The sequence below is a fragment of the Paenibacillus sp. 01T443 genome, assembly GCF_056398325.1.
This window is the reverse complement of sequence record NZ_JBFTPE010000010.1, coordinates 133,767-159,265: the sequence shown is the minus strand read 5'-3', so window position 1 is coordinate 159,265 and position 25,499 is coordinate 133,767. Positions and strand designations below refer to the sequence as shown.

Annotated in this window: 29 protein-coding genes; 19 read left to right on the top strand and 10 right to left on the bottom strand. The window is 45.6% G+C overall.

Translation table 11 applies throughout. From position 1 onward, the window contains the following. Positions 1-99: 99 nt before the first annotated feature. From AC1DLI_RS20240 to AC1DLI_RS20205, 8 genes are all read left to right on the top strand, one after another. A complete protein-coding gene (locus AC1DLI_RS20240) occupies positions 100-996 on the top strand; it encodes a carbohydrate ABC transporter permease (RefSeq protein ID WP_477605783.1) in 897 nt (298 codons plus the stop codon). Then, positions 993-1,832 (top strand): carbohydrate ABC transporter permease, encoded by an 840-nt coding sequence (locus tag AC1DLI_RS20235; RefSeq protein WP_477605781.1) that lies wholly within the window; start codon positions 993-995, stop codon positions 1,830-1,832. The genes AC1DLI_RS20240 and AC1DLI_RS20235 overlap by 4 nt, the downstream gene beginning before the upstream one ends. Before the next feature lie 310 nt (positions 1,833-2,142). After that, positions 2,143-3,003 (top strand): AraC family transcriptional regulator, encoded by an 861-nt coding sequence (locus AC1DLI_RS20230; RefSeq protein WP_477605779.1) that lies wholly within the window; start codon positions 2,143-2,145, stop codon positions 3,001-3,003. Between the two features lie 89 nt (positions 3,004-3,092). Then, positions 3,093-3,455, top strand: coding sequence for a VOC family protein (locus AC1DLI_RS20225; protein WP_477605777.1), 363 nt, complete (start codon positions 3,093-3,095; stop codon positions 3,453-3,455). A 42-nt stretch (positions 3,456-3,497) separates the two neighbouring features. Further along, positions 3,498-3,734, top strand: a complete 237-nt coding sequence (locus AC1DLI_RS20220) for an NUDIX domain-containing protein (RefSeq protein ID WP_477605775.1) — start codon at positions 3,498-3,500, stop codon at positions 3,732-3,734. A 73-nt stretch (positions 3,735-3,807) separates the two neighbouring features. Then, positions 3,808-4,515 (top strand): DNA alkylation repair protein, encoded by a 708-nt coding sequence (locus AC1DLI_RS20215; protein ID WP_477605773.1) that lies wholly within the window; start codon positions 3,808-3,810, stop codon positions 4,513-4,515. A gap of 87 nt (positions 4,516-4,602) precedes the next feature. Continuing rightward, positions 4,603-5,049, top strand: a complete 447-nt coding sequence (locus AC1DLI_RS20210) for a GNAT family N-acetyltransferase (protein WP_477606114.1) — start codon at positions 4,603-4,605, stop codon at positions 5,047-5,049. Positions 5,050-5,141: 92 nt separating this feature from the next. After that, positions 5,142-5,666, top strand: a complete 525-nt coding sequence (locus AC1DLI_RS20205) for a P-loop nucleotide/nucleoside kinase family protein (protein ID WP_477605771.1) — start codon at positions 5,142-5,144, stop codon at positions 5,664-5,666. Positions 5,667-5,791: 125 nt separating this feature from the next. On the opposite strand, the gene AC1DLI_RS20200 is transcribed toward AC1DLI_RS20205, so the two are convergent. Continuing rightward, positions 5,792-8,266 carry an S-layer homology domain-containing protein gene (locus tag AC1DLI_RS20200; protein ID WP_477606112.1) on the bottom strand — a complete coding sequence of 825 codons (2,475 nt, stop codon included), beginning with the start codon at positions 8,264-8,266 and terminating at the stop codon, positions 5,792-5,794. Positions 8,267-8,598: 332 nt separating this feature from the next. On the opposite strand from AC1DLI_RS20200, the gene AC1DLI_RS20195 reads away from it, so the two are divergent. From AC1DLI_RS20195 to AC1DLI_RS20185, 3 genes are all read left to right on the top strand, one after another. Continuing rightward, the gene (locus AC1DLI_RS20195) at positions 8,599-10,893 is read left to right on the top strand and encodes a helix-turn-helix domain-containing protein (RefSeq protein WP_477605769.1); all 2,295 of its coding nucleotides are present in this window, start codon (positions 8,599-8,601) and stop codon (positions 10,891-10,893) included. Positions 10,894-10,953: 60 nt separating this feature from the next. Further along, positions 10,954-12,552, top strand: a complete 1,599-nt coding sequence (locus AC1DLI_RS20190; protein ID WP_477605767.1) for an extracellular solute-binding protein — start codon at positions 10,954-10,956, stop codon at positions 12,550-12,552. A 177-nt stretch (positions 12,553-12,729) separates the two neighbouring features. Then, positions 12,730-13,218: a shikimate kinase gene (locus tag AC1DLI_RS20185; RefSeq protein ID WP_477605765.1), complete on the top strand. Its 489-nt coding sequence runs from the start codon at positions 12,730-12,732 to the stop codon at positions 13,216-13,218. Positions 13,219-13,355: 137 nt separating this feature from the next. On the opposite strand, the gene AC1DLI_RS20180 is transcribed toward AC1DLI_RS20185, so the two are convergent. Continuing rightward, positions 13,356-14,246, bottom strand: coding sequence for a helix-turn-helix domain-containing protein (locus AC1DLI_RS20180; protein WP_477605763.1), 891 nt, complete (start codon positions 14,244-14,246; stop codon positions 13,356-13,358). A 47-nt stretch (positions 14,247-14,293) separates the two neighbouring features. Further along, complete coding sequence (locus AC1DLI_RS20175) at positions 14,294-15,067, bottom strand: phytanoyl-CoA dioxygenase family protein (RefSeq protein WP_477605761.1); 774 nt, start codon at positions 15,065-15,067, stop codon at positions 14,294-14,296. Positions 15,068-15,736: 669 nt separating this feature from the next. Between AC1DLI_RS20175 and AC1DLI_RS20170 the strand changes: the two genes are divergently transcribed. Then, positions 15,737-16,120 (top strand): YciI family protein, encoded by a 384-nt coding sequence (locus AC1DLI_RS20170; protein WP_477605759.1) that lies wholly within the window; start codon positions 15,737-15,739, stop codon positions 16,118-16,120. Between the two features lie 147 nt (positions 16,121-16,267). Here the strand turns inward: AC1DLI_RS20170 and AC1DLI_RS20165 are convergent, their stop codons facing one another. After that, entirely contained in the window at positions 16,268-16,774 is a 507-nt protein-coding gene (locus AC1DLI_RS20165; RefSeq protein ID WP_477605757.1) for a cupin domain-containing protein, read from the bottom strand. Between the two features lie 174 nt (positions 16,775-16,948). Between AC1DLI_RS20165 and AC1DLI_RS20160 the strand changes: the two genes are divergently transcribed. Then, on the top strand, positions 16,949-17,245 hold the full coding sequence (locus tag AC1DLI_RS20160; RefSeq protein WP_477605756.1) for a 4a-hydroxytetrahydrobiopterin dehydratase: 297 nt from the start codon (positions 16,949-16,951) through the stop codon (positions 17,243-17,245). Between the two features lie 287 nt (positions 17,246-17,532). On the opposite strand, the gene AC1DLI_RS20155 is transcribed toward AC1DLI_RS20160, so the two are convergent. The 6 genes from AC1DLI_RS20155 to AC1DLI_RS20130 all read right to left on the bottom strand — a co-directional run bounded on the left by AC1DLI_RS20155 (position 17,533) and on the right by AC1DLI_RS20130 (position 21,723). Further along, entirely contained in the window at positions 17,533-17,667 is a 135-nt protein-coding gene (locus tag AC1DLI_RS20155) for a DUF6254 family protein (protein WP_308994118.1), read from the bottom strand. Positions 17,668-17,756: 89 nt separating this feature from the next. Beyond that, positions 17,757-18,611 (bottom strand): SDR family oxidoreductase, encoded by an 855-nt coding sequence (locus AC1DLI_RS20150; RefSeq protein ID WP_477605753.1) that lies wholly within the window; start codon positions 18,609-18,611, stop codon positions 17,757-17,759. Next, positions 18,608-19,699: a mannonate dehydratase gene (gene uxuA, locus AC1DLI_RS20145; RefSeq protein ID WP_477605751.1), complete on the bottom strand. Its 1,092-nt coding sequence runs from the start codon at positions 19,697-19,699 to the stop codon at positions 18,608-18,610. Before uxuA ends, AC1DLI_RS20150 begins: the two co-directional genes overlap by 4 nt. A gap of 20 nt (positions 19,700-19,719) precedes the next feature. Continuing rightward, entirely contained in the window at positions 19,720-20,397 is a 678-nt protein-coding gene (locus tag AC1DLI_RS20140) for a GntR family transcriptional regulator (protein ID WP_477605749.1), read from the bottom strand. Between the two features lie 155 nt (positions 20,398-20,552). After that, positions 20,553-20,723, bottom strand: coding sequence for a hypothetical protein (locus AC1DLI_RS20135; RefSeq protein WP_477605747.1), 171 nt, complete (start codon positions 20,721-20,723; stop codon positions 20,553-20,555). A 118-nt stretch (positions 20,724-20,841) separates the two neighbouring features. Continuing rightward, a complete protein-coding gene (locus tag AC1DLI_RS20130; RefSeq protein ID WP_477605745.1) occupies positions 20,842-21,723 on the bottom strand; it encodes an alpha/beta fold hydrolase in 882 nt (293 codons plus the stop codon). Between the two features lie 217 nt (positions 21,724-21,940). Between AC1DLI_RS20130 and AC1DLI_RS20125 the strand changes: the two genes are divergently transcribed. The 6 genes from AC1DLI_RS20125 (at position 21,941) to AC1DLI_RS20100 (ending at position 25,455) form a co-directional block, all read left to right on the top strand. Beyond that, positions 21,941-22,105, top strand: a complete 165-nt coding sequence (locus AC1DLI_RS20125) for a DUF1328 domain-containing protein (protein WP_308994124.1) — start codon at positions 21,941-21,943, stop codon at positions 22,103-22,105. Positions 22,106-22,199: 94 nt separating this feature from the next. Next, entirely contained in the window at positions 22,200-22,607 is a 408-nt protein-coding gene (locus AC1DLI_RS20120) for a YflT domain-containing protein (protein WP_477605743.1), read from the top strand. Positions 22,608-22,757: 150 nt separating this feature from the next. After that, positions 22,758-23,891 (top strand): SpoIIE family protein phosphatase, encoded by a 1,134-nt coding sequence (locus AC1DLI_RS20115; RefSeq protein WP_477605741.1) that lies wholly within the window; start codon positions 22,758-22,760, stop codon positions 23,889-23,891. 99 nt (positions 23,892-23,990) lie between these two features. Beyond that, entirely contained in the window at positions 23,991-24,605 is a 615-nt protein-coding gene (locus AC1DLI_RS20110; RefSeq protein ID WP_477605739.1) for a hypothetical protein, read from the top strand. A gap of 80 nt (positions 24,606-24,685) precedes the next feature. After that, positions 24,686-25,018, top strand: a complete 333-nt coding sequence (locus tag AC1DLI_RS20105) for an STAS domain-containing protein (protein WP_308994128.1) — start codon at positions 24,686-24,688, stop codon at positions 25,016-25,018. Then, positions 25,015-25,455 (top strand): ATP-binding protein, encoded by a 441-nt coding sequence (locus tag AC1DLI_RS20100; RefSeq protein ID WP_477605737.1) that lies wholly within the window; start codon positions 25,015-25,017, stop codon positions 25,453-25,455. Before AC1DLI_RS20105 ends, AC1DLI_RS20100 begins: the two co-directional genes overlap by 4 nt. Positions 25,456-25,499: the final 44 nt, after the last annotated feature.

Sequence of the window (25,499 nt, the reverse complement as noted above, 5' to 3'; positions counted from 1 at the left end):
CGCCGGATTCGGCGGAATTTAAATGGGCAGCATGATGCACACTGCTGTGCTGCCGGCGTGCCAGCTCTTGAAACGATCGGAAAGAAGGAGCGTGAGCCAGTGTTCAGAAGAAGAAGCAACTATCGCTATATCGGACTGTTATACGTTCTTCCATGGATTTTGGGGCTGCTCGTTTTTCAATTGTATCCGTTTATCGCATCGTTCTATTATTCCTTAACGGATTACAATATGGTCAATCCCCCGAAATACGTCGGTCTGGACAATTATAAACAAATTTTTACAGCGGATCCCGGCTTCACGAAGTCGCTTAGCGTAACGTCGATTTATGTGATTCTTGCCGTTCCGGTCAAGCTGGCATTCGCGTTATTCATAGCATTGATCCTAAGCGCAAAGCTGAAGGGAATCAATTTGTTCCGAACGGTCTATTACTTACCCTCAATATTGGGAGGCAGTGTAGCCATATCGGTATTGTGGCGCTTCCTGTTCATGAAGGAGGGGGTTGTAAACAGTCTGCTTGTTAATATCGGCATCAGCCCTGTAGATTGGCTGGGCAATCCGGATATAGCACTGTACACACTCGGCTTGCTATCCGTTTGGCAATTCGGCTCGTCAATGGTGCTGTTTCTGGCGGGTATACAACAGATTCCGGGAGATCTGTACGAAGCAGGCGCGATTGATGGCGCATCGAAGACCCGTATGTTCTTTAGGATTACGGTACCGCTACTGACGCCAATCGTATTGTTCAATCTGGTTATGCAAATGGTTAACGCTTTTCAGGAATTTACCGGCGCATTCGTCATTACGAACGGTGGTCCTATGAAATCAACTTATTTGTATGCCTTGAAGCTATACGAAGAAGCCTTCACCTTCTTCAAGATGGGGTACGCGTCGGCGTTGTCATGGGTATTGTTCGTGATCATATTGATCGTGACCGGCATTATATTCAAAACCTCTAACCGCTGGGTGTACTACGAAGACGGAGGTAAATCGAAATGATGCATACTCGCTCGAACAAATGGCCTTCATATTTACTGTTGATATTGTTAGGTTTTGTGATGGTATATCCGTTAATATGGCTGTTCGTATCTTCATTCAAGACGAATCAAGACATTTTCGGCTCCAGCAAGCTGTTCGCCGATACCTATGTCTGGAACTCCTATTCGTTAGGCTGGGCCGGTACCGGGCAATATGGATTTCAAGATTTCTTCTTGAATACAATGAAGCTCGTCGTGCCAACCGTCGTGTTCACGATCCTATCGAGCGTTATCGTTGCTTACGGATTCGCAAGATTCAACTTCCCGCTGCGCACGCCGCTGTTCTCCATCATGATGGCGACTTTGATGCTGCCGGATGCAACGGTGATGATTCCGAGGTACATCTTGTTCAATAAGCTCGGCTGGCTGGACACCTATCTGCCGTTTATCGTGCCATCATTATTTGCAACTTCGGCCTTTTTCGTTTATATGCTTATCCAGTTTTTCAGAGGCTTGCCTCGTGACTTAGACGAGTCAGCTACGATCGACGGCTGCAACTCGTTCATGGTTTTAGTAAGGGTACTCCTGCCCTTATGCAAGCCTGCAATTTTTTCTGTAGGTATTTTCCAGTTCATATGGACATGGAATGACTTTTTCAATTCAATCATTTACATTAGCAGCGTTAAGAAATTCACGGTTTCTCTTGGCCTGCGTCTATCGCTCGACGCTTCCTCTGCTGTGTCTTGGAATCAGGTGTTGGCAATGTCTGTCGTCAGCGTCGTTCCTTGTATTTTATTGTTCTTCCTGGCTCAGAAATATTTCGTTGAAGGAATTTCGACCACCGGATTAAAAGGATAAGAAGGCAAGAATGAATATTACAACCTTAGCTCGGTACTCAACCGGACTAAGGTTGTTTAGTTTTTTCTGAAAACGCTCGTTGTTATAAAAAATGCAAGAAAGATAAAGATAATTATAGACAAAGCGTAGTATTAGCTTTGGAAGATTTATATAATATTGCTGAGCTAACAGGCAGTTTATTTTAATATCAAACGCAGTAAAAGGTTTTCTGGAGCTGTTTTCATATCAGCGTCTGTCAAACGACCGCACACAATGACAGGATGGTATCACCAAACCCTGATAACATGTTCTTAGAGAGGAGCTTTTGCGAATGGAATGGCTGAATCGAATGATGTCGGCGCTCGACTTGATGGAAGCGAAGATGGAAGAGCCGTTGGATATCGCAGAGCTTGCGAAGGCAGCGTACTCCTCCCCTTATCACTTCCAGCGCATGTTTTATATGCTGACAGGCATGACTGTGGCCGAGTACGTAAGGAAACGACGTTTGACCTTGGCGGCGCAAGAGCTGGCTCTGTCCGGTCCGAAGGTGATCGATATCGCGATGAAGTACTGTTACGATTCACCTGAGTCGTTCTCTAAGGCGTTCCGCAAGCTGCACGGCATTTCACCTTCCGACGCCCGTCATCCCGGCGTTCAACTGAAGGCCTTCCCTCGCATCTCCTTCCACCTATCACTGAAGGGAGACAAAGAAATGGACTACAGAATTGTGCAAAAAGAGGCGTTTACCGTCGTAGGAAAATCGATCCAAACATCCACTATGGAGGGAGAGAATTCAACGGAGATCCCGAAATTCTGGCGAGATAGTCATGCGGATGGTACTGTCGGAAGAATTGCTGCCCTAGGAAAAACCGACGAAATGCTTGGACTCTGCTATGATACGCAGCAGGATAGCGGGGGCTTTAAATACGCGATTGCGGTAGAGATTGATGCGGCAGTGACAGGCAACGGGTTCGAATTAATACAGATTCCGGCAGCCACGTGGGCTGTATTTAGCTCCATCGGTCCGATGCCTGGCGCGATCCAAGAGGTTTGGGGCCGCATCTACCAGGAATGGTTCCCCACTACGGGATATGAACAGGCCGAAGGGCCCGATTTCGAGCTTTACCCGCCGGGAGATACGATGTCGGAAGATTATCGCTGCGAGGTATGGGTTCCGATTGTAAAAAAATAAAAACGAAGCCCGGTGTCCTGAACTTCAGGAAACCACCGGGCTTCAAACATCTGAATCTTTGGTTATTAGGCCTAAAAGGGAGGGAACTTATGAAGGTTACTAAGCTTCGACCATTTATTCCATCAGGCAAAGATTATATACTTGCACAGAGCTTTTTTGAAGATCTTGGATTTGAGAAAGTCTACTCCGACGACGGATTGAGTATTTTTCGAATTGAGGAACAGGAATTCTATCTTCAAAATTTCCATAATCAAGAATTCCAAGATAACTACATGGTAGAACTCGTAGTTGAGGATTTAGACGGTTGGTGGTCACTCATACAAACCGTTGCTTTAGAGAAGAATTATCCTATTAAGGCAAAGGAACCCACAATGTATCCATGGGGAAAACGTGAGATCAACCTAATAGATCCATCTGGTGTATGCTGGCATATTTCAGAAGCAAAGAAATAAAGATTACGAAACCGATCTTGAAATTGAACTATCGGGTAAAAAATGGATGAAATCGCTTATGGAGGAATCGTTTTTAATAATGCCGGTGAGGTGTTGATGAGAAGTCCCAGCGGATTCTGGGAAGGGTACGTTTGGACTTTTGCCAAAGGGGGAAGGGATCCACAAGATCAATCTCCTGAATACACAGCAATGAGAGAAGTGCGAGAAGAAACGGGATATGTTTGTGAAGTTGTTGCACCGATCCCAGGGGCGTTTGAATCAGATACCTGTGTTACATAGTACACTATCGCTGTCCAGTATGTGTTTATGATAAAATTAATGAAATCCTTTAAAAATAGGGAAGTGTTAAATAATGAATTTCGAAATGGTTATGCAGGAGCTTGAAGCTCTCGGCAAGGAACGAACCAAGAAAATATACATATCAAATGGCGCACATGAACCACTTTTCGGTGTGGCTACAGGTGAAATGAAGCCCATCGCCAAAAAAATCAAAAAAAACCAACCGTTGGCTGAGAAGCTTTACACAACGGGGAATTACGACGCCATGTATTTTGCTGGCGTAATTGCAGACCCGAAAGCAATGGCTGAAGCTGATTTTGAGCGTTGGATAGATTCGGCTTATTTTTATATGCTTTCTGATTATGTAGTGGCAGTAACCTTGGCAGAAACAGATATTGCACAAGAAGTTGCCGATAAATGGATCGCAAGCGGCGAAGAGCTGAGAATGTCAGCGGGCTGGAGCTGTTACTGCTGGCTTTTGGGTAATCGACCGGACGGTGAATTTTCCGAAAGCAAACTTGCCAATATGCTTGAAATTGTGCAAAATACGATTCACGATTCTCCCGATCGAACAAAATCCGCTATGAATAATTATCTTTACACAGTGGGAGTATCCTATTTGCCTCTCCATGATAAGGCGGTAGAAACTGCGAAGGCAGTAGGCCCAGTAGAAGTCAATCGGGACAAGAAAAAAAGTAAGTTTATACTCGCTTCCGGAAATATTCAAAAGGCAGTAGATAAAGGGCAAATTGGTTTCAAACGCAAATATGTAAGGTGTTAAACTAACTAGAAAGGAGCACTTTGCTGCGGCAATTGCTCCTTTGCTTTATTAAGCTGACTGGCAGATTAGTTTGAGGAGGAGAATTTTATACTTATTAGAAAACTTATTGAGGAAGATCTAGAGCACTGTATATCCTTATTTATTGAAGTATTTAACCAACCTCCTTGGAATAATAAATGGACTTTCGATGTTGCTAAACAATTGTTCAAAGACTTTTGGGAGACACCTGGTTTTTTAGGGTATGTAGCAATTGATGAATCTAATGGAAACGCGATAGTTGCAACGATACTCGGGAAAGAAAAGCAATGGTGGAGAGGTAAGGAATATTTAATTGAAGAATTTTTTGTTAAATCTGAGCTTCAGGGGCAGGGTTTAGGTTCAAATATGCTTGAGTTTACTTATAAGGACATTAAATCGCTAGGTATAGAAAACATAGTCTTACTAACCAACACATTTGCACCAGCCTACAATTTCTATTTAAGAAGAGAATTCAAAGAAAATCAAACAGTAAGACTGTTGTATAAAAATATCTGAGGTCCTGATAAGGTATTCAACTAACGGTGAACGATATTTTAATACCGAAAAGTTGTACTAGACAATAAAATCGGATCGAGAGGATTTTAGAAATGAAAGAAGAAGATAAAAAAAACATTGTATATCTTATATCTGGTCCGTTGGGGGTTGGTAAATCCACGACTTCGAAAGAACTTGCTCGCAATGTTAAGCATTGCGTTCTTATTGAGGGTGATGTTCTTCTTCATATGTTTAAAGGCGAATTACAACATTCATGGGAAGAACGTTTAAGTCTTACATGGGAAAACATCTTGGCTTTAACGAGAAATTTTATTCAAAATGATTTAAATGTAGTAATTGATTTTGTAGTGGAGGATGAGCTTGATTGGTTTTGTAAACATTTATCAGATTTAAATGTGAAGCTAAAGTATGTTGTACTGATAGCAGATAAAGAAAAGTTAATCGAACGTCTAAGCATAAGGGGGGACATTGATTCCTTAGAACGCTCTTTATTTTTATTGAACAAAATGCAAATGTCACATTCTAATAACAAATTTATTTACGACACCACCCTAAAACAACCAGCAGAGACGGTAGAAGAAATCATCAATGACTCTGGTTTTAATAGGTTTGGTTGAACTAACGACACCAATATCAGTTAACAAAAGCTCCAGAAACGATACTATCGAATTGTCTCTGACAAAGAGCGAGATGGCTCGTCGTTAAATGAGCCATCTCACTTTTCTTTGTTATTTAGGACTTTTTATAACCCTTCAATTAACGCCTTGATCGAGCTGTCGCTCTCCAGAGCGCGGATAATGAGCGTCACCGCTTCAGCGCGAGTAGTCGTGCTATTAGGTGCGAATAAAGAGGTTGAAATCCCTTGTACAAGAGTGGCTGAAGAAGCCAACTCAATCTCATTCGCAGCCCAGTAGGTGTTGCTCACGTCTGTAAAGTTGGTTGGCTCGCCGGTCGCTAACACGTCAAGGTTCAGCACGCGGGCAATGATCACCACCATCTCGGCACGGGAGATAGCTTCGCTCGGTTTAAAGCTGCCATCCGCATAACCGGTTACGACCCCCTTCTCCGCCAAGGCGCCGATGTAACCAATGGCCCAATTAGAGCCCGTATCGTTGAAGGTAGCCGAGGCTGGATTTAATGTCAGTGCGAATGCACTGGCAATTATGCCAGCGAACTCTGCCCTTGTGATAGACGCGTTCGGACGGAACGTATTATCCTCGTACCCAGTTATGATACCCAGCTTCACTGCTTTCGCAATGGCGCTGCTGCCCCAATGATTGCTAACATCGATGAACGATTTGTTACCGTTATTCGTTGCGGCGATAGCGTCGTTCACCGCTTTCAGTACCGCTTCCCGGCTAACAACATTGGATTGGAACGGATTCAAATTAGTCTCCGGCTCCTGTGTGCCTGTCTCATTGCCGTCCGTGCCGTTAGAGGAACCTGAACCTGGAGTACCCGTCGAGGTAGTAAGGTTCAGCACAATCCGGTCGGATTGGTAAAGAACCTTAGCATTATACGAGCTGGGCAAGCCATTAACCTTAACAGCAGAGAATTGTCCGGTCCGTTGATCCGCGTCATGGCTGATCAAGGTGATGTCTCCCGTGCTCGGCACGTAGTTGTCTGTGAAGTTCACTTGCAATTTCCCGTTCACATTGACCGCGCCATTTGCATCAAGCACATCACCTGCGCTGGCCATATTCAGCTCGAGAGTACCTTCGGCAGCTTGAGTGAAGCTTCCACCAATGGTCATCTTGCCCGTTACATTCTCCATAAGTGTACCACCGTTATTCAGAACATCGCTGCTGCCGAACGCCGTCGCGGATTCTCCCTCGAGCGTACCGGAATTAAGCTCAGTGCCTCCGGAATACGTGTTGCTGCCCGTCAGCGTCAGCGTTCCGTTGCCTGCCTTCGTCAGCTGGCCTGCACCGGCGATATTGTTCCTCCAGCTATCGGCTGCATAGAAGCCGCCCTTGTCAGCATCCATGGTTACTGTTACATCTCTGTTGAAGGCGCCATAGCCATCTGCAGCAGCGAATAGATTCAGACGTCCCCAGCCTTCTGGATCATTGAGCACTGGATAGCCGGATGGCAGACCAGTTGTCGCAAGAACCTCGCGGCGCTGCTCGTCGCTCAAGTAAGGCAGGCGAGTCTCCAGCAGCACCTCAGCGCCCTTCGGCACGACTGCGGGTTCCGTCGTGGAAGCGATCGGCGTGAATCCGTAGGTTAGACGCTGGTTGAATTGCTCTTTGTTCTTCTCATAATCGCTGAAGCGATCTTCTGCAGTACCGGTTTCTTGCTGCATAATCTCATGAGCCTGCTCGTAAGCGGCTTGCTTCAGCTCAGCATTATCCGGGTCAGCTAGAGCTGCAGCTGCCAGAGCGGTAGCCGTAACGCGTCCGCCCATGACATCCAGCGGTGAGTGCATGCCGGCAACGACACGGTTGTTGCCCATCTCGGAAGCGCGGGTTAGCATCTCTTGGAAGCGTTCAGGCACGGTATAAGCTATTGCCAGTGAGGCGAGATAGGAAGCATTCGTATGACCGCTTGGGAAGCCGCCATCCGTTTCCGGCTTAGTCGTATTGCGCGCAGGAAACAGCGTAGGCACGATGACAGAAGTATCCGCCCAGCGCCATGGACGCATATAGCTGTAGAAGTTTTTAGCTTGCGTAGTCGAAGCATAGTTGCCGCGAACCGTACCAATCAGATCGACCATCTTGCCCAGCTCGGAGTCTGAATTGCCGCCTTTATTAGCGCCGTTCCCGTCATCGTACTTAACCGTCGTAGCATCGTCTGGAATGCTCGTAATGGTGGTGAACGTGCCTGATTTCTCTCGGTACACATCTGCAAGCGTTCCAAGACCGTCATAAGCACCGTAGGTTTGGTTGCGTCGGTCGTCGTAATAAGCGGCGTTCTCTTCCTCATCCGTACGGGTTTCTGCAAGATCAACCACATACTGGATATTGTAGTCCAGCACTGCGCTGTTCAGTTTGGTACCGTTATTCCACGAGGATCCTGGCGTCCAGAGATCGAGGAACCCGGACAGCACACCAATCACTGGGTTAGACTCCACCGTCATATTAGCGGGCAAGTTGTTCTTGTAGCTATCTACAAAGTGTCCCCATGCCGGAGCTTGGGGCAGTCCGACAGAAGATTCGGCCGGAGCGGCCATGGCGTAACTTCCTGCCACGGGATTGAGCAGCAATAACACGCCCATCGTAACAGATAACAGCTTGTTTTGGGATTTGACTTTCAAATCGAATCGACTCCTGTCTTTTGATATCTAGAACCGATTCATAGGAAGGGGTGAACGACTTGTGCCGCTCTGCATCACCTTGCCGAATGGAATCGGAATCGGTCTCAATGTAGCATTGGGGCGCGCCATACATCAATATAACAATTTCTCTTTTATATCAGTTTGGGAGGAATGGGGATAATATTTTACACTCACCTAATAAAATGCGGATCGTATTTTACATTGGTTTAATAAAGATGCAGGATAATTGAGTTAATGACTGAGGAAACTCTCAGAGGGATAAGGGGAACACTATGAAAAAATGGAATTCAGTATTTGCTAACCTAGCTATTTCCTATATATCCATTGTTCTCGTCATCGTGCTTCTGCTCTGTTCTATCTTCTACATTTACTTCTCGAGAAACTATAAGGAAGAGTTGCGCGACAGAAATCAGCTGATTCTGGAGAACACGGCCCAAACGATTGAAACGGCAGTGTTCCAAAGAGCTCAGCAAATCTATTTGGATATTTCCCTTAACCAAAACATAAATGTACGACTGCTTGCTGACTCTTCCTTACAGAGCAATCATAGCAAGGTGATTGACCTGCAAGAATTTCTTAAATCGGAGGTCATCAGCAACTCGGACGTCGTACAAGCTGTGCATCTGTATTACCCTGGACAAAATGTCATGTTATCGTCGCTCTATGGGTTGAATTTCAATGCCGACCAAGATAGCCGCATCGCTAACCTAGCGGACTGGATTGACGGGATGCGAAGCAATAAACAGAGCAGCCTCTGGACTCCGACACGCTTGGTCCCTAAGGATATTTATTCGAACCTATCTGACGGTGGAAGCAGTGCATTGATGACTTACGCACATAGCTATCCCTTCCAAGTCTCAGGCGAGAACAGCGACGTCATCATTGCGATTGACGTGAAGGAAAGTGCAATAAGCGCGATTATTCATAATATGATGCCTTCACAATATGAAGGTACGTTTATTCTGAATCATTCCGGTAACACGATATCGGATGCAGATAAAGGAAAACTAGTACAGGGTGATTATGACAACAGTAAGATCAGGGGGGAGGCCAAGAGCTATAGCGGAACCATTGACCAGAATTCCCACGTTGTTTCCTATCAAACCCTCCCATCGACCGGATGGAAAATTTTTAGCGTCGTGCCTTCCAGCTCTTTCTATGAAAAATCGATTTTCATACAAAAGCTGATCCTGAGCATCTGTTTGTTGGCCATTCTGGTAGGCATCGTATTGTCCGGAATTCTGGCTAGGGTGAATTATAGCCCAATCAAGCGGTTGACGAACAAAATAAGAGGGTTAATGGACCACTCGTCCGAGCATGTCACCAATGAGTACAGGCTGATCGACACGGCCTTCGTCAAGCTGAATGATAAAGTCAATAGCTTGGAAGAGACACTGGAGGCCAATAGCTCGGTAATCAAGCACAATGTCGTCCTCAACTTGCTCCACAATTGCTATACGCGTGAGGAATGGGTTGAAGAATTTTCATTTCTAGGTCTCTCGAGCGAATACAATCGCTACTGCTGCTTAATTCTGGATTCGAGCGAAGCATTCTCACGGTTAAGCTCCAGGAATATGCAATATGCGGTGTACCGTATTATTAACCAGTTGGAGACCGCGTCCCTGTCTAATAGCCGCATCATTGCCGAAGCGCTTCCGGACAAGAAGGTTGTCATCATTGTTTGCGCTAATCAAGAGAGCGAGGATCTATTGGAACAAATATCTCAATTTGTAATATCGGAGGGTCAAGAGCAGTTCCGCTTGGATGTCCAAATCTCGTGGGGTTGTTGGGTGCATGAGATGACCGATGTTCATAGGAGCTACATTGAGGCCCAAACCTTAATGAAATATGTTTATTTCCAGCCAGAGACCTCTATCCTGAAGGATCGCAAGCTGCTCAATCGGGAGAACAGCCTGGATCAAATTCCGCAAGCTATTCTGGCGAAGTTCAAAGATAAATTGCACGCTCGGCAGCCGCAGGAGCTTGTAACGGCTATAGAGCAGTTGGTTACGATTATGCGGGAAGGAATGTATGCGGCAGATCATTGCCGCTTTGTTCTGGCCAATACCGTGTTCGTCTATTCCGATTTTTTGAAGAGTGTTCGATATAAGCATCCCGAGCAGGAGAATCTGGATCTCTACAACCAGTACGTCGGGCTGCACAATATCCTTTCTTTTCAAAAGTGGCTGGTGGATTCGGCAACCGGCTTTATCGCTCATATGGAGAATCGCAATAGCGAGCGTGCGGTCTCCAGTATTGAATTGGCCAAGCAATACATCCATGACCATCTCTCGGGGGATCTGTCCCTTGAGGCGGTCTCCACGAAGGTATTACTCAGTCCCAAATATTTAAGCACGCTATTTAAGGAAGAGATAGGCGTCACCTATACCGAATATGTCACCAGTCATCGAATGGAGAAAGCCAAAGCCTTACTTGGGCAAAACAACATGACAATCGAGCAAATTGCAAATACGGTCGGCTACGCAACGGCTGCTTATTTTATCAAGAGGTTCAAAGAAATGCATGGGTGCACGCCGGGGAATTACTTGCGTAACATCGCTAAGTAAGTATAGTCGATTCAGCCCGTCGGAAGCAGGAGACTGATGGTAAGGGAGAGAGGTTGTCTGATGGCAAAGAAGGAATTACGGTACAATCTGTTCATTTATCTTATTGGTACAGTTTTGTTGGGCATTGTTAGCGGCTGTGCAGGAACCACGTTGTCCCCCTCTGCAGCAGAAACATTGCAGGCCCCCACAGATTCTGGCGCCACCCGGTATGATATCTCCTGGACGATGCATCAGAACCTTCCCGTCTCCGAAGATGCGGAGATGGTTCGGTATGTGGAACAGAAATTTAATGTCAATCTGGACTCATGGAATCTGGAGAACAATAAATATGAAGCGCTTCTGGATATCAAGCTGGCTCAGGGCTCGATTCCCGATTTGTTCAGGATTAGACAGCCTCAGGATATTCTCAAGTATCAACAGCAAGGTGTGCTGGCCGAAATTCCGGAGGAGATGCTGGATAAGTACGCTCCGAACATAATGAAGGCTATCAAGGAAAAGGCGTCCGACTATCAGGATTATGGAAAAATTAACGGGAAATATTATGGTATTCCGGTCATTAATCCTACGAACATTTATCGGATCCCCATCGTCTATCGCAAAGATTGGTTGGATAAGCTCGGCCTGACGGTTCCTCAGACGCTGTCCGATTTCGAGAAGGTCATTTATGCATTCGCGAATGAGGATCCGGATGGCAACGGCAAAAAGGATACCTATGGTCTGTCCAGCGAAGGGATGAACGTCGTCTTCGGCGCCTTTGGGCAGATCGTCTTTGCCGACCAGCTCTATTTTGGAGTAAAGGAAAAGGAGTTGGTTATAGGTGCCTTGCAGCCGGAGATGAAGGTGGCGCTACAATTTCTTAGCAAATGGTATCGGGACGGTGTCATCGATCCGGAGTTTATTACTGGGGAGAACAAGGGAGGCTACAAGCATCTCTCTCATTCCTTTATCAATGGAACGATCGGCATGACATCCATGGGCAATTATTATCATTGGATTCAAGAAGGTGATTATCTAATATGGAATTCGAATGGCGAGGAGACTCCTGTAGAAGCGACATTTAACGTGAAGGAATTAACCGCTATAAATCCGTACGCCCAAATCGTGGTCGGTCAGCCCTTTAGCGGACCGGATGGCAAACGAGGCTCAAAAGCCTATGATATGCTCATGAGCTTCACGGCGATCGGAGCCGATGCCGCCAAAGAGCCGGGTAAGATGGAGAGGATCCTTCAAATCCTTGACTATGTTAGTGCTAATTCCGACCAGGATGAAGCTGCTTCAATGAAGTATGGGATCCAGGGAACGCATTGGAAATGGGCTAACGCCTCCAGGGAAGATGTTATTCTGATTCCTCCTTATGACAAGACGTTCAGCTATCAGAACACGATTGGTACCGGTTTAGGCATGACTGTTCCCATTATGCCTACGGAACCAAGAGAGAAATGGGCAGCAACCTTGGGCTTAGATCAGGACGGAATCTACAATGCGTTGGAGGTAGCGACACCCTCCCTAATCCAATCGGGGCCTGAGTTAATAAAGCTAAAAAACAAAGCCTACATCTCAATTATTACAGGGGACAAACCCTTGGAGTATTTCGACGAATTCGTTAAGGATTTTTTGGCGGCCGGTGGAACTCGTGTGTTGCAGGAAGCCAATGACTGATATAGCCAGTAGATCATGATACCGAATGAACAGACAGCCGTTATAATCTCATTTTTGCTTATGTGCTCAATATGGAATCGCTAAAGGGCAGTAAAACGTTATCCCGTAAAGGATATTTTCGGGAAATGCCGAATGGTTTAACGACACCAATACCAGTGAACAAAAGTGAGGAAGAATATGAATATAGTTCTTATAGGTATGTCCGGAGCTGGTAAAAGCACTTTAGGAGTGTTGCTTGCAAAAGCTTTAGGAATGGATTATGTGGATACAGATATTGTTATACAACAACATGAAGGCAGGTTGTTACAAGATATCATTGATAATGATGGTATCGAAAAATTTATGGAAGTCGAAGAAAAAATTGTGTCTGAATTGCAACTGAAAAATTGCATTATATCTACAGGTGGAAGTGTTATATATTCAGAAAAAACAATGAATGTCCTTAAACAGGAGGGACAGATTATTTATTTACATGTCCCATATGAAGAAATCAAAAGGAGACTAATAAACATAACAACCAGAGGCATTGTAATAAAAAAAGGAAATAGTCTTAAGGACGTTTACGAGGAAAGGGTTCCTCTATACATTAAGTACAGTGATAAAACTTTTGATTGCTCAAATAAGGATATAGAACATTGTGTTAGTGAAATTATAGAGAATATATAAGAAGGTCGTTGCGATAATATCTCTCAACATTAATGAGGAAATAAATCTATTCAGTGAAATTAAATCATACTCTTCTTTGTAGTACTGTTCTCCGATTCATGCGACCTCTCCCATCGTGTAGATTTTTTACTTACAGATCAGATCGTTCTATTTGGTTGCTTGCGCAGCTGACTGGGGGTAACCCCGGTCTTTTTTTTGAATTGCTTATTAAAGAAGCTAAGGTCGTCGAATCCAACATTCTGCGCAATTGTGGCGATTTTGTCGTCGGTGTACAGGATGGCTTCCTGGGCGATACTCAAACGGATTTCATTGCGATATTCGATGAAGGTTCTCCTTGTGTACATCTTGAATTTGGCAGAGAACACAGACGCGCTCATGCCGCAAATATGGCTAATTTGCTCCAACGTGAGAGGTTGGGCGTAGTGACGGTGGATGAAATCGACGATCATCTGCAGACTTTGTTCGTCGGAAACAGCTTCCTTGGGACGCTCCATCTGTTGATAGTAACGGCTTAAAGAGATAAACAGCTGGATCATGGATGTCTTGATCATCGTTTGGTAGCCTAAACTCCGGTTGTTCTGCTCTGCGATCAGTTTGTCCAAAATGCTGCTGATCTCGAGCTGCTGGCTCGTTCGCAGACTGAGCCGCGATACGAATCGTGCATTGTTGCGGAGGAAGGGTTCGACATAAAAGAAGTCGACGAAGGGCGTAACCGAAGACATGGTGTCCAACTCGTTCTTGAGCAGAGAAGGCATGAACAAGACGTTGCAGATAACGAGCTTCCCGGCGGGCCCGACCCGGTAGGCATGCACCATATCGGGCTCAATAATGAACACGTCGCCAGCGCGAATGGCATAGTAGTCCCCGTGGTTATAGCTGTGCTCACCGGAGCCTTCCGCCACGTACGCCAACTCAGTAAATTCGTGGGAGTGCTCGGCAACCGCTTCGTCCGGCGCAATGACGTAGTATCCTGCGTAAAACGGAAAATCGGGGTTGTCGAAATATTGTTTGCTAAGAATCCGGGTCATAGGCTTCACTTCATTTCCGAAGAAGATCGCTTGTCGCGGCCCGCCGGTTATTTGGCCAGCAGGGGCAACGTTCCTGCTCTGATTCTAGCATTGATTTCGAGTCCCAGTCCATCAGTGACAATATGCTTCTTCCCGTTGTAGGTCGTTCCGTCCGGCATGTAGATGATTGCCAGCACGCGACGGGGCCTATCTGACTGATTGGAGTGGGCATAGTGGAAAGTCTGCCCGTGATGGAACGTGCAACTGCCCTTCTTCAACGGAACGATGACCGGCTTTACATGCTCCAGCTCCGTGCCGTTGACAAAATCGAAAATATTGTGCGGGTTAACAAGGTCGATGCCAGTTAATTTGCCGACTTTGTGCGAGCCGGGGATGAACATCATGCATCCGTTCTTCTCGTTGACGTCGTCGACTGTGATCCACGCGGAGAGCGCGCCAGGTTCGTTCATTGGCCAATAGGGTAGGTCCTGATGCCAGGGAGTTGGCTTGGAATCGTGTGGCATTTTCCAGAGGGCATGGTCGTGGAACAGGCGAACGCTCGCGCCGCAAAGCTCCTTGGCCGCTTGGGCGATTCTGGCATGCAGCGAATATTTAGCCATGATGCCGTGGTCACGCCAAACGTTGACCTTCTGGTTAAGCACCTTGTAATAAGAGCCGGTGCTGACATCGGTAGCAATGGAGAGCTGAGAGCGTTCAACCATCGCTTCTTCCATCGCCTCTGTGAGCTCCGCGACCTCTTCTTGACTTAGGATATTGTCTACCTGAACGAAACCGTTCTTTTGATAAAATTCAATTTGCTCTTGCGTTACGACATGAGTCATCCGCCATCCATCCTTTCGATTGTTATGGATTTAGTGTAGCACGCCGCCTCGGCCTGCTCTTGGGGGATCTTATCAGCTATTAAGTCAATCTTCTGGAGAGGTGTAGAGATAGATGACTATTTACGAAAAACCAAAATTGGAGATATCAGAAGTAGAAGTTGTATGAGTAAATATTTTGGTTCGGATGTATCTAGGATAACGCAATTGAGTGGGGGAATTTATGCACTGTATTCTCCTTCTCGATTAAAGAAAAGGAGTACGTCATCAAATTCAGTGATTTAATCGGGGAATTAGCAATTGCAAATATGTTGATTTTCTTGTTGATCTTGCAACCTTAGATTGGCATATGAAGGACCTCGGTGTGATCCGAGAATATCAGAATTATCAAAAACAAACGGGAATTATCATTCCTAATTTCAAGGAAAGATTAATTGGAGCCAGGTATTACAATGGTTTGATCGGATTACGTTTCTATGCGAAGATGGGGTGGAATGATACATATTTCCAACTTCGCAATGAACTTTTAAACTTGATCAACTGAGCTATTTTTAAAATTATAATTGTTTTTTAACGGTAATATAAAGTTGGTAATCCGCTGTGTCGATTTTGTTATCTACCGTTCGTCGTATGAATAGAGGCACAATTCATCTCATCTTAAGGAGGATTAAAATGAAATTTCTATGCTTGGGGTACTTAGATCATGAGAAAATGGATGCCCGTCCGGAGACGGAGATCAATGCAGTGATGGGGTTATGTCAGCCTCACCTCGAAGAATTCTATAATAGCGGCCAAGTAATTATTGATGCTGGCCTAGCGCTGGAATCAAAATGCTTGCGCCGGGAGAAAGGGAAGGTGACGATAACGGACGGTCCCTTTACTGAGACTAAGGAGATAATAGGCAGCGTGTTCCTCATAGAAGCACAGAACATGGAAGATGCCATCAGGGTAGCCTCACTTCATCCGACTACGCAAGTGGGGGAGGGCGAGCAGTTTGGCTGGCGCCTGGAGATCCGTCCGATACATTACTTTGAAAAGAAGGAACAGCAGCAGTAGTAACTGATTTCCCTCAATTGACTCAGCATGATTAAAATATTACGAAAGGCAGAATGCAATTGCATTCGCCATAAGAAGCTAAAACATGAGACGCTGCTAATCCGGCGTCTTGAAACCTGTGACGGACTAAGATTCCAAAATAGACTTTTACTCTTTATGTTTCCATAGCTCGATTAACGGACCCGCAGAGCCATAAACAGGATCCGTATCCGGTAACGGAACCTTGCGGATTTCTTCTAACACCTGCGGTCGTTCTCCATCTTGGCCGCGCCTCAGATTGTAATCCATGCCATTCGGGTAGGCACCCACGACTTTGAAGTCAGGACTGGTATTCAAGCGTTTATGTCCCGTACCTGCAGGAAGGATGATGATATCTCCGGCATGGATCGTTAAGGTTTTTCCATGTTCGCCGCCTGCTTGGATCGTTGCTGAACCGCTTTGGACACCGAGCACCTCATGAGCGTTGCTGTGGTAATGATGGTAACCGTAAACCCCGTTTGTCCAACTGTTCCGCCAATTATTGTTGTTGAATACAGCTTCGATTTGGTCTAATTTTTCTCTTAGAGCTCCTGGATATAATATAAGCGGCAAGCTCGGATGATTAGGAATGCGACCATCGTCTGCAAAATAATAAGTGTTAGCTTTTGGATTCATACCTTGTTTCTCTCCTTAATTTACTAAGAGCAAATACCTGCATACTCCAGCGCTGCAAAGCTATAAGCATTAAGCCTTGAGAACGTTTATATCATACTTATCCGTATTATACCCTATTGAACCAGCGAACTATCGTATAATAGTCGTAATTGAACGAGAGAGGGAGTGAAGGCTTTGAAGCTTTCCGAGGCGGAAATCGAGCAAGGCTTGACGAAGATCGAGGGCTGGAAGCGTGAGGATGGAAAGTGGCTTGTGAAAAAATATCGCTTCCCGACTTTTCCAGAAGGCATAACATTCGTGAACGAAGTAGCAGAAGCTTCAGAGCAGTTAAATCATCATCCTTTTATTTCCATTGATTATAAAATGGTGACGCTTCGAATGACAACTTGGCGGGACGGAGGGCTTACTGCACTTGATTTTAAAGCCGCAGCAGCCTTTGATCTGGCTTATACGCGTGATAAAGTTCAATAACGATTAGAGTGAGAAAGCCTCCATCCCTATGTTAACAAGGGACGAAGGCTTTTATTCATATATAAGAATTTATAAGTTTTCACTTATAAATGTGCTTATATATCACCGCGAAACGTCAGCTTTTGCCACAGAGGACGGCGACAGCCGTTTACGCTTGATCTGTAACGATTTATTAATTACATTTATAAATGCGTGTAGAAATGCCCGCGAAGCGGCTGCTTTTGCCGTAAAGGACAGCGGCGAAAGCAGCCGCTTGCGCATGTGACCGTTACTTATTCGGCTGGGCCTTATGAATCTTGTTTGGCTTTCGTATCGTTGTCTTCTTGGCTAAGCTCTTCGAGTGACTTCACTTTGCCATGGGGCTGCTGCGTGTGCTTACGTTGATGCCACGCATTTTCACGGCGGCTTTTGGATGATGTCATAGCGAGATCCCCTCCTTTCCTACTGTAGGTTGGCATATTGCTGCCCATCTCATACAGGGAAGTGAGGGAACTTGAAGATCAGCTTAAGATTAAACGCCCGAATAGGCTAAAAATCCACCGTCAACCGGAATCGTTGTTCCGGTAACAAATCCGGATGTCGTCTCGTCAGCGAGCCACAATAAAGCGCCAAGCAAATCCTCAGGCTTTCCGAAGCGGCGCATCGGCGTATGGGAGATGATTTTGCCCGAGCGCTCGGTCAAAGAACCGTCATCATGCAAGAGCAGCTTGCGGTTCTGCTCCGTTAAGAAAAATCCGGGAGCAATCGCGTTAACGCGAATGCCCGATTCCGCAAGATGTACCGCGAGCCACTGCGTGAAGTTGACAATAGCTGCTTTGGCCGCGCTGTAAGCCGGCACCTTTGTCATCGGGGAAGGGGCGCTCATAGACGAAATATTGATAATGACTGCGCCTTGGCGCTCAATCATTTGCTCCGCAAAAATTTGTGTAGGAATCAGCGTTCCGACAAAGTTAAGATCCATGACGTTCCGGAAGCCATCCACACTTAAGTTAAACAGCGTGGTCATATTTTCCGCATGCAGATGTTCAGGCTTGAAGGTCTCGTTTGTCGTATTTGCGCTCGGATGATTGCCTCCCGCGCCATTGATCAAAATATCGCATGGCCCGAGCTGCATAAGCACGGCAGCGCCGGCTGCTTTCATGCTTTCCGCGTTTGTCACATCGCAAGCCACGGCAATGGCTGTCCCCCCGGCTGCCCTAATTTCCTCGGCAACCGCGCCCCCTTTCTCAGCCGTGCGATTGAGTATAGCTACCTTGGCGCCTTGACGAGCGAGCTCAATCGCCATCACCCGGCACAATACGCCTGCGCCGCCTGTGATTACAGCTACTTTGCCAACTAATGATTCATGCTGCGGTAATCCTGTCATGATCGAACCTCCTGTTTTCCGGTAGATGCGGCTGAAAGTTGGCAAGCATCCCAAAGTCCCCACAAATACATAATGCCGAGCGCGCGATCGTAGAGCCCATAACCAGGCCTGCATTGTTCATCCCAGATGTGTCGTCCGTGATCAGGCCTTGCATAGCCGGTAAACCCGATTTCATGATATGCCCTCACGATACCTGCGATATCAACCGAGCCGTCCTGCGTGCGGTGCGAGGTTTCGATAAAATCTCCGTTTTCGTAAACGCGGACGTTACGAATATGGGCAAACGGAATGCGGTCAGCAAACTCATGAATCATTGCAATAATATCGTTATCGGGATTGGCGCCGAGCGAGCCGCTGCAAAGTGTAATGCCATTGTAAGGGCTATCATAAAGCTTCAAGAAGGTACTGAAGTTTTCTTGGCATGTCATAATGCGCGGCAAGCCGAATACGGGCCATGGCGGATCATCCGGGTGGATAGCCATTCGGATACCGCTCCGAGCTGCAACCGGAATGATTTCATTTAGGAAATAGCGAAGGTTTTCCCACAAATGAGCTTCCGTAACACCTTGGTAAGCTTCAAACAAGCTCGTCAAATGCTGCAGCCGCTCGGGCTCCCAGCCTGGCATGGTAAGTGCCGAATTCGCATTTATCTCATCGACCAATTGGAAAGGATCGGCGTTAGCGATGCGGCTGTTCTCATAAAATAACGCGGTCGCGCCATTACCCAATGGCTTATGCAGATCGGTGCGCAGCCAATCAAATATTGGCATGAAGTTGTAACAGATGACTTTGACGCCAACACTGCCGAGCTTCTCAATGGTCCGCTTGTAATTCTCGATGTACTGATCACGAGAAGGTAAGCCGAGCTTGATATCCTCGTGTACGTTAACGCTTTCAACAACATCGATATGTAACCCGGCATTCTCTGCTTGCTGTTTAACCTCCAGAATCCGCTCAATCGGCCATTCTTCACCGGCCGGCACGTCGTGGAGCGACCAAACGATGCCGTCGGTTCCAGGAATTTGTTTAATATAGTTGAGGGGGACGGTATCATTACCCTCGCCGAACCATCTAAAAGTCATCTTCATGCGTATTTGACCTCCTGCGTTCATTTGTAATAATCGGGATACTTCTCTTTCAGAAGAGCTTGGTCAGCGATATTTAAAGAAAGATGTTCGGTCATCAATTGCTGAGCCGTTTGGCTGTCCTGTTTCTTTATCGCTTCTGCCATTTGGCGGTGCTGCTCATATAGAGGCTCCCAGTTATGGTCATCCACCAGCCTAAGCATGCGGCTTCGATTCAAATGTGCATTCATCTGCTGCATGATCGACCATGTATTGCTCTTACTGCAGCCGTCAAACAAAATACGGTGGAATGCCTCATCAAGCTCAAACATACTCTTGTCATGCTTGTCACGTACACAAGCTTGCTGCTGACGTAGATTTTCTAAGAGCGCTTGCATGGATAGTTCAGGAAAATGCGAGCAAGCGAGCAAAATGACGGCTTTCTCCAGCTGCTCCCGCATAAACCTTGCCTCCTCAACGAGGACGGTATCGATTAACGATACGAACGTACCGCGTTGCGGAAGAACCTGCACAAGTCCCTCCCCAGCAAGCCTAAGGAAGCTTTCCCTCACAGGCGTGCGGCTGACCTTGAACAGGAGTGACGTTTCGTTTTCTGAAAGCGGCGTTCCAGGCGGCAGCTCGAGCTTTAATATTTGTTCTTTCAACTGCATGTAGACGGCATCCCTGGTCGAAGCAGGCTGCGGAGGAAGATTGAAATTCATTTGCTCATTCCTTTCGGATTTACACTACCATACTACCATACAAGTTAATCGGAGTGAAGTATGTATACCTAAAAAAACAGAAGGGCTGCCCCAAAAAGTAGATGGTCTACTTTCTGAAACAGCCCTTCAATAAGGTTAAAATCTGTTATTTTACGCTAATTGGGGGCACTCCAAGTTGTTTCATTACCGCTAATAGGACAAGCAGGGAATGTTTCTCCCTCTTGCAGCTTATTTTCCTTACCTGATTCTGAAACGTAGTTACCAGCATGCTTAACAATTTCTCCCGTTCGATAAGAAGTATTCGTACTACTCTTTGTATTGCTCATAGTCACTAGCACCTCCAGTTATTTGCGGCGGATAGATAGGGGGGGCATCCGCACATTCTTATATACCCATTTAACCTGATATTGAAACAAGGTTTAGCCATCTAACCATCCAGATGTCTTATTGAGGCGTCGGTAATTCCGTTTTTCCCTCGGTTCTTGTTTTCTCGCGTTCTACCAATGTCTTCAAATAAGTGGACATCACCCGTGCAAGCTGATCAGAAACCTCCACGAGACTCATGTGTGCGACATCCTCGAATGTCGTTTCAAGAATATGCGGGTATTTGTAGGTCGTTTCCGGTTGATCCAGACTTGTAACCGTGAAGGTATCATCAGGTTTAATGACGGCATCCTCGGCACCCGCAACAAGTAAGACTGGATATTTAGCCAGTGCCAGCACATGGCTGCGGTCAGGACGCTGCATTATTCCCTCTAATGTAGCAATGACTGCGTTCGCTTCCATTTCTTGACCTACGCCAATGAGTTCATTGACCTCTTCGCGCATTTCACCCAGCTTCGCATCGGTGAACAAATTCGGGATAATTCCGTAAAGGTATTTTGAAATCCCTTTTTCACGAATCGCTTCAATATCCTCTAGTCGTTTTTCCTTTGTTACCTCTGAATCCGCAAGTACGGTTGAATGGATGAGCGCGAAGCCTGTAAGCTTTTCCGGGTACATATCTGCAAAAGCAGCCGTTACGTAACCTCCTAAGGAATGTCCGAACATGACCACCTTCTCGATATGAAGCGCGGTTAAGAGCGCAGCTATATCCTCTGCCATTAGATCCATTGTGTAAGTCCCATCGGGAGCCGATGAGCCGCCGTGACCGCGAAGGTTTGGTATGATGACACGATAATCGTCACTGAGCGACGGACATATTTTCTGCCAGTATTGAGATGAGCCGCAAAGGCCGTGGAGCAATACAATGACTTTCCCTTTACTACTTCCACATTCTTCATAGACTAAATCGATGCCGTTAACGTATACACGTTGCTTTTCCATCGATCATCACCAGCCTTTTCTATTATCGATTTGTTTGGTGTAGTCTCTTAACCTAATCCGGCGCTTCTGAAACATCAGAAAAAGGTTGTATTTATTTCTTCATTAATAGGCGCCGTTTCGGGAACTGCGCTTATATATTCCCTGTTTCAAAGGGCTGTTGGCTGGTTAATAACATGACAAGTTAACAAAAACAGTATTTCAGGGAAGGATGATTCCAATGTTAGGATGGGCATTATTGTTTTTCATCTTTGCAGTCGTCGCAGGCATATTCGGCTTTCTAGGAATTGCTTCCGCATTAGCAGGAATCGCAAAAATACTATTTGTAGTATTCATCGTTCTGTTTATCGTTTCTCTCATCGTTGGCAGAAGACGAGTCAGTTAACTTCGTTTAGGGAGATGTCGTCCATTTCTGGGCAATACGCTGGCTGCTGTAATGAAGCAGGACAATGACTAATATGAAAACAGGAGGAATTACAATGAATAATTTAAACAATCTAAACAATACGAAGGTACACACCGTAAATAATGTTGTCGAGGTTCAAGAACAGGTTAATAAGTTTCAAACGGAAGGTTATGCGAAGGACAAGATCTTTGTTCTGACCCATGATAAGGATCGTACAAAAAGGATCGTCGATAATACGGATGCCGAGAAAATCGGTATTGCCGAGGAAGGCTTTGGATCTGCGATTGCGAATATTTTCCGCTCGAACGGGGATGAGCTTCGTGCGAAGATGAGATCGCTCGGTATTTCCGAGCAGGAGTCGCAGCGTCTTGAACGCGAGATGGACCAAGACAAAATTTTGGTCATCGCTTGGGGAGGCAGGGAATATTCCGGAGAAGAATTTGACCCTGCCGTTTATTATTATCCTCACTACGTCGTTTAGGAGCTGGATCCTCTACTTCGCAGGTGACAATTCAAGACCTATCCGTGAGGGTAGGTCTTTTATTGGTCATTTGTCCTATAAAAAGTTGACTCAGTTATCTGTTACGCTCAGAATATAGTTAGCAGGTAATGGAGTTAAAGGAGCCTAAATATGAGTATTATAATCGTAGATGATAATGCTACAAACCAGATTATTATTAAAGCTATTTTAAATAAGGAAGGCTATGAGGATCTAAAGATCGCTTCTTCCGCGATGGAGCTTTACGACATATTGGACATAGATAGCGAATGCACGGCTGAAACGAATGTGGATTTAATCTTGATGGATATGATGATGCCTGAAATTGACGGGCTCGAGGCATGCAAACGGATTTTACAAGTTGAGCGCTTTAAGGATGTTCCGATTATATTTGTTACAGCGCTTGGTGATTCAAATAAAATGGCAGAAGCGCTTGATGCAGGCGCGAGTGATTACGTAATGAAGCCGATCAACAAGATGGAGCTGCTCGCACGTATTCGCTCATCCTTGCGATTGAAGCAGGAGATTGATTGGCACAAAGAAAGAGACAAGCAAATGAAGGCGAAGCTTGAGCTGGCCAAAAAAGTCCAAAGGAATGTATTAAGTCAGCCTATAAATGATGACAATATAGCAGTAAACGCGGTTTATCAGCCTTCTTCTGAGCTTGCAGGCGATTTTTATGCTTGGTACCGCATTGACGAGAGCCGTTACGGTGTAATTTTACTCGATATGATGGGACATGGGATTTCGTCCTCACTCGTATGTATGTACATATCCTCGGTTCTTAAAGATACTATTAAGCGAATTACGGAGCCGGACCTTGTTATGCAGGAGCTTAATCGGTATATGAACCAGCTGTATAAGAAGGAAGAACTGCTTAATTACTATTTCACCGCCATTTACTTAGTGCTCGATACCAAGAACCGTATCATTGAATACGTGAATGCCGGGCATCCTCCAGGCAAAGTTCTCACGGGCGGTCAAGTAACGCTGCTCACCGAGGGCTGCTGCGCAATTGGATTGTTTGATCGTATTGAAATTCAGAAAGGCGTCATTCCCTATGACGAGCCTATGAAGATCTTTCTCTACACGGATGGATTAAGTGAATCTATTGGAGATGATGAAGTTAACCTTGATTCGCTTATCGAACATCTGGCTCGTGAGGAGCCTTCCGAGCATGCCTCAATCGTGAGCGGGTTTGTTTCAGAGTATAATAACGAAATCCAGAAAGATGATATCTGTTTAGTGATGATCGAAACAAAATAAAATAAATGCAAGCAGCCTGTTTCAAACTCTCGGGTGCGGTTTAAATGTACTTATAAAGTAAGTAAGATGATGGACTATCCCGCATAGGAGGGAGATCATATGAAGAATTTTATTTTAATCGGCTGTTTAATTGGCGGGATCTTTGCTTTTCCAGGTGATCTTGGACATGTCGCTCCTACTTATTCGTTAGCGATGGATTCAAGCTCTGTGGAGGCAGAAGCACCTGCTCAATCAGCGAACAAAATAGTGACCGCTTCTATGCCTCCCTCTACCGTAATCGAGGTTACCTATGCAAAAGCAGAAGCAAGTGCTTCCGAGGTGGAAAAACCAAGCTTCAAGCTTCAAAGTGTTAATGGCGTATCGCTCTATGATGATCCAGCAATCGTAGTCAAGAAGCTGGGAGAGCCTGTGAAAATCACGAAAGATCCATATTTGAAGGAATTGATGACTTATCATTATCCGAATATGGATGTTGTCTTTAGTGATGACATGATTTATTCCGTTGAATTAGCTGAAGGAACAAAAACGCTGGACATTGATGGCGTTAAAATCGCAGCTACGATTGAATCGGTTAAAGAAGCACTTGGTGGGCCGGATTACATTACAGAGGATGGAATCGTATTCGAACGAGGTGATGCCTTGCTAAAACTTTTTATTGATGCAGATACTGGCAAGTTAACGTCCATTCATTATTTCGATAGCTTCTCAATGTAGGAATTTATTTGTACTTCTTGTACAATGAGAAGAATCTTGTTCCTATTTTTTATTAAACAAACGCGAGCGGAGTGAATTGAATGAAAGCTGAGCAATTTCAAGTGATACAGGAAGAGAAACAAGATCAATATATTCTTCATGTAAGCGGAGAGCTGGATTTGTCTATGGTGCCGCAGCTGCGAGCTGCTTTAGAGCCAGTGATGAACCGTACGGATAAGGCCTTAGTATTAAATCTTAAACAATTAAAATATATCGACAGTACCGGAATTGGCATTATCGTTTCGGTGCTGAAGCTGCGTGATGAGCTAAAGGCTCCATTTTTTGTACGTGAAATCCCTGCGAGCGTCAAACGATTATTTGATCTTACGGGCATTTCCAGATATCTAATAGAAGGGACAGAGGCTCAAGCATGAATGCCATTCGTTTACAAATACCGGCCCATGCAGACTATATCGATATGGTCAGAATCTGTCTTTTTGGAATCGCCTCAAAAATGAATTATGCCTTTGAAGAAATGGAGGATATGAAGGTAGCTGTTTCGGAGGCTTGCAATAATGCGGTTATCCATGGCGCCCAGGGTGCCACTGAGGATGTAATCGACATATACTTCGAGTCCAAGGATTCCGGTCTCACGATAAGAGTGAAAAACAGCGGACCTTCATTTCTTCCTCCAGCTGCGCTGGAGAATGCTGCACCGCTGCCTGAGGTTGATGTAAGCGGGCTTAAGGTTGGCGGGCTGGGCATTTATTTGATGCAGGCGCTGATGGATGAGGTAGAGGTTAATGCATCTGAGAACGGCACAGAAGTTGTACTGACGAAATATTTGGATACTAAAGCAGCGCATCAGTAGGGGCTTCAGTTTATTCCGATCATAAAAAAAGGGAAATGACATTA

What these genes read in the sequence shown, in the direction of transcription:
- AC1DLI_RS20200 (WP_477606112.1), bottom strand. Translation starts at nt 8,266, where the DNA reads ATGGGCGTGTTATTGCTGCTCAATCCCGTGGCAGGAAGTTACGCCATG.
- AC1DLI_RS20120 (WP_477605743.1), top strand. Translation starts at nt 22,200, where the DNA reads ATGAATAATTTAAACAATCTAAACAATACGAAGGTACACACCGTAAAT.
- AC1DLI_RS20235 (WP_477605781.1), top strand. Translation starts at nt 993, where the DNA reads ATGATGCATACTCGCTCGAACAAATGGCCTTCATATTTACTGTTGATA.
- AC1DLI_RS20220 (WP_477605775.1), top strand. Translation starts at nt 3,498, where the DNA reads ATGGATGAAATCGCTTATGGAGGAATCGTTTTTAATAATGCCGGTGAG.
- AC1DLI_RS20125 (WP_308994124.1), top strand. Translation starts at nt 21,941, where the DNA reads ATGTTAGGATGGGCATTATTGTTTTTCATCTTTGCAGTCGTCGCAGGC.
- AC1DLI_RS20195 (WP_477605769.1), top strand. Translation starts at nt 8,599, where the DNA reads ATGAAAAAATGGAATTCAGTATTTGCTAACCTAGCTATTTCCTATATA.
- AC1DLI_RS20130 (WP_477605745.1), bottom strand. Translation starts at nt 21,723, where the DNA reads ATGGAAAAGCAACGTGTATACGTTAACGGCATCGATTTAGTCTATGAA.
- AC1DLI_RS20165 (WP_477605757.1), bottom strand. Translation starts at nt 16,774, where the DNA reads ATGAATCCAAAAGCTAACACTTATTATTTTGCAGACGATGGTCGCATT.
- AC1DLI_RS20150 (WP_477605753.1), bottom strand. Translation starts at nt 18,611, where the DNA reads ATGACAGGATTACCGCAGCATGAATCATTAGTTGGCAAAGTAGCTGTA.
- AC1DLI_RS20215 (WP_477605773.1), top strand. Translation starts at nt 3,808, where the DNA reads ATGAATTTCGAAATGGTTATGCAGGAGCTTGAAGCTCTCGGCAAGGAA.
- AC1DLI_RS20185 (WP_477605765.1), top strand. Translation starts at nt 12,730, where the DNA reads ATGAATATAGTTCTTATAGGTATGTCCGGAGCTGGTAAAAGCACTTTA.
- AC1DLI_RS20170 (WP_477605759.1), top strand. Translation starts at nt 15,737, where the DNA reads ATGAAATTTCTATGCTTGGGGTACTTAGATCATGAGAAAATGGATGCC.
- AC1DLI_RS20155 (WP_308994118.1), bottom strand. Translation starts at nt 17,667, where the DNA reads ATGACATCATCCAAAAGCCGCCGTGAAAATGCGTGGCATCAACGTAAG.
- uxuA (WP_477605751.1), bottom strand. Translation starts at nt 19,699, where the DNA reads ATGAAGATGACTTTTAGATGGTTCGGCGAGGGTAATGATACCGTCCCC.
- AC1DLI_RS20175 (WP_477605761.1), bottom strand. Translation starts at nt 15,067, where the DNA reads ATGACTCATGTCGTAACGCAAGAGCAAATTGAATTTTATCAAAAGAAC.
- AC1DLI_RS20230 (WP_477605779.1), top strand. Translation starts at nt 2,143, where the DNA reads ATGGAATGGCTGAATCGAATGATGTCGGCGCTCGACTTGATGGAAGCG.
- AC1DLI_RS20115 (WP_477605741.1), top strand. Translation starts at nt 22,758, where the DNA reads ATGAGTATTATAATCGTAGATGATAATGCTACAAACCAGATTATTATT.
- AC1DLI_RS20105 (WP_308994128.1), top strand. Translation starts at nt 24,686, where the DNA reads ATGAAAGCTGAGCAATTTCAAGTGATACAGGAAGAGAAACAAGATCAA.
- AC1DLI_RS20135 (WP_477605747.1), bottom strand. Translation starts at nt 20,723, where the DNA reads ATGAGCAATACAAAGAGTAGTACGAATACTTCTTATCGAACGGGAGAA.
- AC1DLI_RS20180 (WP_477605763.1), bottom strand. Translation starts at nt 14,246, where the DNA reads ATGACCCGGATTCTTAGCAAACAATATTTCGACAACCCCGATTTTCCG.
- AC1DLI_RS20100 (WP_477605737.1), top strand. Translation starts at nt 25,015, where the DNA reads ATGAATGCCATTCGTTTACAAATACCGGCCCATGCAGACTATATCGAT.
- AC1DLI_RS20225 (WP_477605777.1), top strand. Translation starts at nt 3,093, where the DNA reads ATGAAGGTTACTAAGCTTCGACCATTTATTCCATCAGGCAAAGATTAT.
- AC1DLI_RS20190 (WP_477605767.1), top strand. Translation starts at nt 10,954, where the DNA reads ATGGCAAAGAAGGAATTACGGTACAATCTGTTCATTTATCTTATTGGT.
- AC1DLI_RS20205 (WP_477605771.1), top strand. Translation starts at nt 5,142, where the DNA reads ATGAAAGAAGAAGATAAAAAAAACATTGTATATCTTATATCTGGTCCG.
- AC1DLI_RS20110 (WP_477605739.1), top strand. Translation starts at nt 23,991, where the DNA reads ATGAAGAATTTTATTTTAATCGGCTGTTTAATTGGCGGGATCTTTGCT.
- AC1DLI_RS20140 (WP_477605749.1), bottom strand. Translation starts at nt 20,397, where the DNA reads ATGAATTTCAATCTTCCTCCGCAGCCTGCTTCGACCAGGGATGCCGTC.